Annotated in this window: 6 protein-coding genes; 2 read left to right on the top strand and 4 right to left on the bottom strand. The window is 52.3% G+C overall.

Features of this window, described 5'->3' with window-relative positions; genetic code table 11:
- Positions 1-258 precede the first annotated feature (258 nt).
- Positions 259-651, top strand: a complete 393-nt coding sequence (locus HQL65_19110; protein ID MBF0138346.1) for a hypothetical protein — start codon at positions 259-261, stop codon at positions 649-651.
- A gap of 233 nt (positions 652-884) precedes the next feature.
- On the opposite strand, the gene HQL65_19105 is transcribed toward HQL65_19110, so the two are convergent.
- The 4 genes from HQL65_19105 to HQL65_19090 form a co-directional block, all read right to left on the bottom strand.
- Positions 885-1,319, bottom strand: coding sequence for a hypothetical protein (locus tag HQL65_19105; protein ID MBF0138345.1), 435 nt, complete (start codon positions 1,317-1,319; stop codon positions 885-887).
- Positions 1,316-3,955: an EAL domain-containing protein gene (locus HQL65_19100; protein ID MBF0138344.1), complete on the bottom strand. Its 2,640-nt coding sequence runs from the start codon at positions 3,953-3,955 to the stop codon at positions 1,316-1,318. The genes HQL65_19105 and HQL65_19100 overlap by 4 nt, the downstream gene beginning before the upstream one ends.
- 228 nt (positions 3,956-4,183) lie before the next feature.
- Positions 4,184-5,185 (bottom strand): ChaN family lipoprotein, encoded by a 1,002-nt coding sequence (locus HQL65_19095; protein MBF0138343.1) that lies wholly within the window; start codon positions 5,183-5,185, stop codon positions 4,184-4,186.
- Positions 5,186-5,633: 448 nt separating this feature from the next.
- Positions 5,634-6,371: a hypothetical protein gene (locus HQL65_19090; protein ID MBF0138342.1), complete on the bottom strand. Its 738-nt coding sequence runs from the start codon at positions 6,369-6,371 to the stop codon at positions 5,634-5,636.
- A gap of 117 nt (positions 6,372-6,488) precedes the next feature.
- Here HQL65_19090 and HQL65_19085 point away from each other — a divergent pair, with 117 nt between their 5' ends.
- Positions 6,489-8,807: a PAS domain S-box protein gene (locus tag HQL65_19085; protein MBF0138341.1), complete on the top strand. Its 2,319-nt coding sequence runs from the start codon at positions 6,489-6,491 to the stop codon at positions 8,805-8,807.
- The last annotated feature ends 330 nt before the right edge of the window (positions 8,808-9,137 follow it).

The following is a 9,137-nucleotide window of genomic DNA, read 5'->3' as shown; positions in this document are numbered from 1 at the left end:
GGAAGGGCACAGCCCTTCCCCCTGGACCCCCATCCCAGTTTTTCAAACGTTTTGAGTGGGGAGGCTGAATAGTTACTCCTGATCGACGTTTGTCACACTCTGGTGAACCGTATCTGCGAACAGGATCGCTTTGATGGTCATGGACAGAAGAACTGTTCGTTCAGGCGGGTCGTCCTGTTTTTTCGCTTGCACATGAAGCCGCTCGTGGTGTAAAGTCAGGATAGGTATTCGTCATCTTTTTCATATGGATATGATGATATGATCACCCCTGTTGACCCGATCCTGGAAATTCAGTCGGCAATCCGATTGAACAGTTCGGTTCAGGTGCCCAGTTCCGCCAAAACGGCGTTTGGTCGCGATCTCGTGACTTTTTCACCCCTCGGCATGGCCCTGAGTCAATCCCGCGCCAGGGGAGGAATGCCGGAAGAGTGGAGCGATACCTGGAGTCCAGACAAGATCAATCTCTCGCTCTTCCGTGGCACGATGGATTCCTATCAAGGAGTGTTCCAAAAATACACAGGCAGCAGTGTGTTCAATGAGACCCTACAGGGCCTGTCCGGTTTAAGTAATCGGAAACCATCAGGCAATGATTCAACGCTTCATAAATTATTCCAGACCCAAAATAAAAATCTTTTTTCATATATCGCCTGATTCTGCATGTAAGAGGCTGTCCATCAACTCTTGGGGCTCCGCCCCAAACCCCGCCAGGAGAAAGGGCACAGCCCTTCCTCCTGGACCTCCATTCCAGTTTTTCAGGAGCAGAGTCCCGATAAAATCCTTCTTCCCAACTTGTAGACTTTATTGCAATCCGGCATGATAAGTTCAATCTGCGTCTGCTTTCAATGGCAGACGCAGACTTCCCCCGTTCTTTCAGTATTATCCAATCATCGACAGAAATAGTCGATGATTTCCCCGGTTTTTTCAACCATGACAAAAGCATGCAGGCAACCGGCACCATCCTTCATATCATACAGAAAGGCTTCGGATGGCGGACGCCCCACCAGGGTGACATCCAACGTCTGTTGCGGCTGTCCATACTCCTTGACCAATTCTTTCTGATTTCTGCCTATCCAGCTTTTAAAACCGGCACTTTTACCTGCTTTTGGCTTGGCAGCACCTGTTTTATCGCTGGCCTGGGGAGACCCAGGGGCCGGTTCCTGGACGACAGACGCTTGGCCGGTAAGGGCCGGTTCCGGCTTATCCGAGACACAGCCCGCAAGGATCAGAGCCGCAGAAATGAGTGAAAGAGCCGTCCAGGAGTGCGCAGTTTGGCGACTGCGACACATGATGAGTTTATCCCCCGAGGTACACATGATCATGGCAACAGGTCTCCTTTCGTGACAGGTAGAGATATTTCACTTTCCAGACCCCCGAATCTGGAATTGAAGGGAATGATTTTCTCCTTGCCGTGTCCGACCCAGGCCGGAGATGGGGTTGGATTGTCTGGATTGTTGCGATACATCCGATCCTCTTCGAGAAAACAGGTGATTTCATCACTGCCGACCGGCGGGCTGAACAAAAAACCCTGTACATAATCGCAACCCAAAGACCTTAAAAATTCAAGTTGCTCAACCGCCGCCACACCCTCGGCAACCACCTGCATGTTCAGGCTGGAGGCCATGGCAATGATGGTGCGTGTAATGGCGGCATCATCTGGATCCGTGATGATGTCCCTGATGAAGGCCCGGTCAATCTTGAGGGTGTGAACCCGGAACCGCTTCAAATAACTTAATGAAGAGTAGCCGGTTCCAAAATCATCGATGGAAAGCGTGACCCCCATGCCCTTCAACTGATCAAAAATATCGATGGTGTCTTTGACATCGGCCAGGAACAAACCTTCGGTCAGCTCCACTTCCAATTGGTTGCTTTGCAGACCCGTATCGCGCAAGGCAGAAGCCACTGTATCGGCAAAATTGCCAACGGCCAACTGCTTGGCTGAGACATTCACGGCCATCTTCATGGGCGGGAAGCCGGCTTCCTGCCAGATCACAGCCTGCTGGCAAGCCGTGCGCAAAACCCATTCACCGATGGGTACAATCAAATTGGTTTCCTCGGCCAGAGGAATGAAGGAGAGTGGCGAAACCAGGCCAAGTTCTTCGTTTCTCCACCGGATCAAGGCCTCGACACCGGCCAGACGACCCGTAGCCACTTCAATCTGCGGTTGGTAATAGAGAAGCAGTTCGTTGTTATCGATGGCGCGCCGCAGTTTATTGACCATGGTGACGCGCTTGGCTGACACCAGTCCCATCTCCTCGGTATAATACTGATAGCCTCCCCGCCCTTGATCCTTGGCGCGGTGCATGGCGGTTTCGGCATTTTTAAGGAGCTGGTCACCATCCCGACTGTCCATTGGAAAAAGGGAAATTCCAATCGTGGCACCCAGGAAATAACTTTCATTATCGATCTGGAAGGGTTCCTTGAACGTTGACAAGAGTTTGTCCGCAATGACAGGAACATTGCGGACCTCCAGCAACCCACTGGCCAAAATGATGAATTCATCGCCGGTGCCCCGTGAGATGGAATCCTCATCCCGCAAACATTTGGCGAGGCGTGCCGCCACATTTTTCAACAACTGATCACCATGATGGCGACCCACCGATTCGTTGATCATCTTGAAACGGTCCAGACCCAGAAACATGACCGCAACCAGATGCTCGAAACGATTGGCAAACGAGAGCGCCCGGAGCAGGCGATCCTGCAACAGGACACGATTGGGCAGACCCGTCAGGGCATCATGATGGGCCAGAAACTGAATGCGGTCCTCCGACTCCTTGCGCGCTGAAATGTCAGAAAAAATACTCACATATTGGATGATCCTGCCTGCACCATCACGAATGGCACCGATACTGGTATATTCGGGATAAATTTCCCCATTTTTGCGCCGGTTCCAGATTTCTCCCTGCCAGCGACCCTGGGTCTCCAGGGTCTGCCACAACTCCTTGTAAAAGTCGGCATCATGACGGCCGGATTTCAGAATGTTCATTCCCTGACCAACGGCTTCTTCAGCCGAGAACCCGGTCATATGGCTGAAAGCGGGATTGACGGATTGTATGATCCCCCGGGCGTCAGTGACCACAATGGCTTCCTGGGTGTTTTGATACACGGTGGCGGCCAGACACAACTCTTTTTCGGCCTGGCGGCGCACGGCAACCTCGGTTTGTAGCGCCAGGTTGCTTGCGGAAAGCTCACTGGTGCGTTCCTGGACCCGGTTTTCCAGGTTTTCGTTATGTTTCTCGATTTCCTGAAGATGACGGCGACGGTCACGCTCATGAGTGCGAATGGTACGATCCAGACGACGCACGAGCAGGACATAGGCCAGATACAGAATGATCAGGATCGATGACAGGGCAATGGTTTCCTGCCATTGCGAATGATGAATATGATTTATAAGAGGAGTTATATCGTTGTAGACCTCAATGATGCCGGGCACGGACTCATGGGGGCCGGTTGCCCGCATGGGAATGTAACTGGAAACCAGGGATCGTTCTTCGATATTGCCATCATAGGAGACGGTCATCTTGCGTTGAATGACTTCAGAGTTTGGAAACCCATCCCTGGCCTTGATCACACCCGGGTTCCAGCTCTGATCCTGACCAATCTGCTTCGGATCCGTGGAAAAAATCGTCATGCCATCCAGGTTGTAAATCTTGACTCTGACCACCGAGAGGTCGGCAATCAAACTCCGAATCTGTTTATCCAGGAGGGAAACAACCGGATCCCTGGCCAAATCCATGGCTGGCATGGTGCGTGATCTGGCCAGAAAATCACCCAGCGTCGCTTGGATCGCATTCTGCATGAGTTGGGTCAGGGAGAGATTTTTTTCTTCACCCATCTCCAACGTTTGTCGTGTATGAATCTGGCGGTGGTACCAGGTTCCCAGAATCGATACAGCCATGATGCCTAGAAACGAAAGGACCACATGCAGTTGCATTCGCCGTAAACGTCGCATGACCACGTTGTCAACCTCCTGGAGTCGTGGTTGCCATTAAATCAGAGTGGGAACAATGGGTAAGCAACAAATATACCGTCCCTGTTTTGCTTTCGATAACAGTGTGTAACAAACATGGACGCTTGTAAAGTCTTCCCGTCTTTCCCGGAATTGGGAAAACAGTTTCTGTCGATTGTGGAAACAGTCCTTTATTTGGCTGCGCCTTGGCTGAAAAAGTTGGCCTGAACAGCCATCTCAGGACGGAGAAGGCTTTTCGGAAACCGGTGGATGCCGTTTGCGAAACAGGGCGCAAGGATCCTGGTCCGGGGCATCCGTGGCGGGGGCCGGAGGGGTGAACCAAAGATACCCATGTTCCGGCGCAAACCGGGTATTGCCGACCTGAACCGGTTGTTGATACGTTGCAAAATCGGATGTGGCAGGCGATGCGGAGATCTCCTTGAAGCCCAGATTCAATTGGCGAACACCGGGATTGAGATGAGCCACCCGCTCCAGGACACCCATGTCACGCGCCACATGGCCGGCCCCCAGAATCATGACAATCGGTTCAGAGGAAGGGAGTTCCTTGAGCATGGCCGTGATGGAGGCAGCCATGGTGTCGTTGCGGGCAACCCAGGTGGCATAAAGCCGGTCAAGCAGATCCGGTGCCGCAGCACCACAGTGGGCCTCGGATAACTGTTTTTGCATGAGTTGCCGATAATCTTCGTGGACAAAGCCCGTGGAAGGAATCAACGCCCTCTCCACAGGGGAGATGCCACTCATGCCCACCCGGGTGATATGAAAACGCATGCCCTGGGGCAGATCCGCACCAAAAACCGGCAATTTTTTGTGCCGGGCTACCAGAATCAGGGGATAGTAAAAATCCCACTCCGGACGCTGTTCCCACCCCAGTCGTTGCCGCAATGATTCTCCTTCATGGCTCAGAGAAGCATGCGAGGACTCGGCGGCAGAACCCTTCATGGGAGATTGTTTTGCTTCGGTAAAATTCAGCAACCAACTGGTTTGGGCGCGGGAAAAAAATTCCAGGCCAATCGCTGGACGTTTGCCCATCTCGACCAGATTTTGGATGATTTCCCTTTGCAACTGATGCTGGGTGGGATTGTCATGTTTTTCACCCAGATAAATCACTCTGGCCTCGCCCATACGAGCCAGAAGATCCTGTCTGGAAATGACCTTTCCCTCATTGACCGCAAAAATCGGCAATTCCGCAGTGGGGGTGATGGCTGCTGGGGGAGTCACGGTGCATCCTCCCAAAAACAGAGCGCATGAAAACATGGCAACAATGATTTTCGACATGGCTGGCCTGGGTACCCGGCAACGATGAATGCAGATTGAATGATACTAACGCCTGACAGACAATGCCATGTCCGTGCGGACAGCGTTAACTCAGTTTTCTCGGAAGCGGGAAAAATTCTAACACGATTCCTGGTTTCAGGAAAGCAATCTGCCGATTTCCAAGAAGCTGTCCATCAACACTCGGAAATAATAATTGGAAAGAAAGATTTTATTGGGGCTTAAGCCCCAAACCCCGCCAGGAGGAAGGGCAGAGCCGCTTCCTCCTGAACCTCCCTCCCGGTTTTTCATTCGTTTTTTGAAATCAACAAGTTAGATAGCCTCTTACAGAATGGCCGAAACGATGATCAAGGCCTGGATCATTGAGCAGGCCGAAAAAGAAGGAAAGGTCTGACTACCACCACTTCCCGGGTGACCCTTCATGCGGAACACTATGACAACGTTGACAAATATAAACAGAAAAAGCCACCCTCCCATGGCAGGTACCACAGGCACGACCGCGAAAGATGGATTCCATGGTGATGTTGTTGGTTCCCTTTTCCGGCTTGAAAATTTCCGGGTGACAATTGCTGCAAGCCAGCCACTGGGTGTGAGAATTGTGGGGAAAACGCACATGGGGCATGGCTTTGGTATTGGTCATGATGATATTCAAGTCAAGGAGTTGCATGTCTCCCTTGCCTTCCAGGTCGGCGCGGGGTTTGACATGTCCCCCCAGCAATGCCCGCATCCAATCCACTTCACCCCATTGACCAGGAGGAAATACGCCCAGAGAGTGGGCTGGATTTTGCAGGTTCTTGAGACCAGGGGATTCAGGATCGTGAATGCCATCCTCCCCCAGGGGAATGAATTGCACCCGATTGACCCCCTGCATGGTAATTCCCTCGCTGCTTCCCTGACCTGAACTTGAGCCGGTCCCGGGTGTCCCCTTGGCGGGAGAAAGGGAATTTTCTGGTTGAGGGATAGAGGAAATACTTGAGGTTGACGGTACAGGCGCATCCAATACCCGGTGCGTCACTGGAGGTGGCGGTGCTTCCACCTTGGTTTGCGGTGGCGGTGTCGGCCCGCCAACACAGGAGATGGCCAGCACCACTCCCGACAGGATAACCCAATATTTTTTCGGGAAATATTTCATTCCTGCCCCTTTGTCCCTGAACTTCCGAGTCTTCGAGTAAAAATCCGCAGTCAGTGAATATACCTGCAAAAAACGGAAGAAAGATAGCGCAAGATACATGCCATGAAAAACCAAAACATGTTTAAACTGCAACGATATTTTTCCTTGACCAGCTTGATCGCTCTCGCCCTCGTGGCCTGGTTTCTGGGCGTCTTTGTCAACAAGCTGGAACGGGATTCGCTGCTCCACATGGGTGAAAACCAAAATATAACATTAACCAAAGTATTTTCAAATACCCTCTGGCCAAGCCTGAAAGGATTCCTGCAACAATCAACCATGCTGACCGAAGAGGAGCTGCGCAAGCATCCCCTGATTCCCTATCTGAACCAACTCATCGGAAAACTGATGGGCAATCTCGAAGTGGTCCATATCCGGATTTACAACCAGGACGGCATGGCCATCTATTCGACCGATGCAACCCAGATTGGCAGGGACCAGAGAACCAGTAAAGGCTTTATTGCCGGCATGGAGGGTCGGGTCACGACCCATTTTGTTCCACATCGCTGGTTTGGCACCCAGAATGACATCATCGATGGTCGGGACATGATCGTCAGTCATGTGCCGTTGCAACAGGAGCGGGAGATTCATGGTGTCATCGAATTGCATTATGATCTGACCCCTTTGTTGCAACACCTGAGCGAAACCCAGCGAGATCTGGCCATGGGTGTGGGTGCCCTGTTTGTGGCCCTGTATCTGGTCCTGTATGCCATCATCCGCCGGGCGGCCCAGATCATCCGGGAACAACATGTCCGCCTGGAAAAATACGTGATCGAGGTCCAACAAATCAATGAAACCCTGGAACAACGGGTGGAAGAACGCACAGAAACCTTGAAAATGACCAACAAGGTTCTCAAGGAAGAAATTCTGGACCGTCAGATGGCCGAAGCCGAATTGCGCAAGCTCTCCCGGGCCGTTGAACAAAGTCCGGTCTCCGTGATCATCACGAACACAGACGGCAGCATTGAATATGTCAACCCCAAGTTCAGCCTGGTGACCGGTTATACCCATGCCGAGGTGATTGGCAAAAATCCCAATATTTTAAAATCCGGAGAGATGTCTCCGGAAATCTACGCCGAAATGTGGGAAACCCTCAACCGGGGTGGCGAGTGGCGGGGTGAAATTCTCAATCGCCGCAAAAATGGTGAACATTTCTGGGAGTTGGCATCCATCTCTCCCATTCGCGGCAAGGATGGTCGCGTGACACATTTTGTGGCCGTCAAGGAAGACATTACCGAACTCAAACACGCCACGGAATCCCTGCGCATCAGCGAAGCCCGCCTGCGCACGATCATGGAAAATGTCGTGGAAGGGATTGTCACCACCGATGCCAATCTGATCGTGGAATCCGCCAATCCCGCCATGACCGCCTTGTTTGGCTTGAGCATGGAGCAGCTTCTGGGGCAGAGCATTCTGCAACTGATTCCCTCACCCCATCGGGAACGACACGCTGGTTATTTGCAGATTTACTGGGATCTGGACACCAGAAGCCGCAAGTATGGCCACCACGATTTGCGTGGCGAGTTGTTCGTGGACAAACAGGTGACAGGCAAACGCCAGGATGACACCGTTTTTCCCATGGAACTGTCCGTCAGCCATGTGCGGACCGGTGGCCGCTCGCAATTCATCGCCACCATGCGCGACATCAGCGAACGGAAAAAAGCCGAAAAGACCCTGGATGAGGCCAGGCGTCTGAATTATCAGCAGGAAAAAATGGCCTCCATCGGTACCCTGGCGGCCGGGATCATCCATGAAATCAACAATCCCATTACCGCCATCATCGGCCTGTTGGACTCACTCCAGGATGTCAGCGACCAGTTGGACGCGGAAAATCGCTCCCTGCTGACCCTGGTCAATGAACAAATCCAGCGTTTGACCGATATTACCCGGGATATTGCGGAATTTTCCATGCCGCAAAACGAGGAGAGACAACTCCTGGATTTGAACTCCCTGGTCGAGCGCAGTTCCCGATTCATGCGTTTCGACAAACGCCTGCGCAAGATTCGTCTGCGGCTGGATCCCGACCGGGATTTGCCGGCCGTGGCGGCCTCGGGCAGTCAATTGCAGCAGGTTCTCATCAACCTGATTGCCAATGCCGCCGATGCCCTGGATACCGTCACGGATCGGGAGCGGGAAATCGTCGTGTCCACGCGCCGGGAGGGTCGTGCCGTGCGGCTGGAGGTGGCCGACAACGGTTGCGGCATGGATGCCAAAACCCGGGAACGGGCCTTCGATGCCTTCTTTACCACCAAGCCATTCGGGAAAGGGACCGGCCTGGGTTTATCGCTCTGTTATTCCATTATTGCCCGGCACGGAGGACACATGTTTATCGAATCGAGCCTGGGTCAGGGTGCCAGGATCGGTGCCCTTCTGCCTTTGGTGGAAATCGGTGATTCTTGAAAAAACATTAGGAAAACATGTGCCACATCCCATCGGTACCAGCGTAACCATTCAGCTCCTCCACTGAAAAACGTTTGAAAAACTGGGCTGTCATTTTCGAAAAACACTTTTTTGAAATTTTTTGTAAAAAAATTATTGAAGAGGTGCAGACCGGTGTGATATAAACCCGCCACGAATAGTTTTAAACTGTCGTGGTGACCGGTCATGGCGTTTTGTGCGCCGGGTACCGGTCGTTTTTCGTGACCAGAAACAGGGAAGAACAATGTATCGCAATCAGGGAAATGATTTCATCAGAAGTCAGGTTGCCCGCATCCTGTCGGATGGCGGGAA

This window comes from Magnetococcales bacterium (assembly GCA_015228935.1).
Classification (GTDB): domain Bacteria; phylum Pseudomonadota; class Magnetococcia; order Magnetococcales; family DC0425bin3; genus HA3dbin3.
This window is presented reverse-complemented; position numbering and strand designations above follow the sequence as displayed.

Excerpts from the sequence above, each read along its gene's own strand:
- HQL65_19110 (MBF0138346.1), top strand. The coding sequence starts at position 259 with ATGATCACCCCTGTTGACCCGATCCTGGAAATTCAGTCGGCAATCCGA.
- HQL65_19105 (MBF0138345.1), bottom strand. The coding sequence starts at position 1,319 with ATGATCATGTGTACCTCGGGGGATAAACTCATCATGTGTCGCAGTCGC.
- HQL65_19090 (MBF0138342.1), bottom strand. The coding sequence starts at position 6,371 with ATGAAATATTTCCCGAAAAAATATTGGGTTATCCTGTCGGGAGTGGTG.
- HQL65_19085 (MBF0138341.1), top strand. The coding sequence starts at position 6,489 with ATGTTTAAACTGCAACGATATTTTTCCTTGACCAGCTTGATCGCTCTC.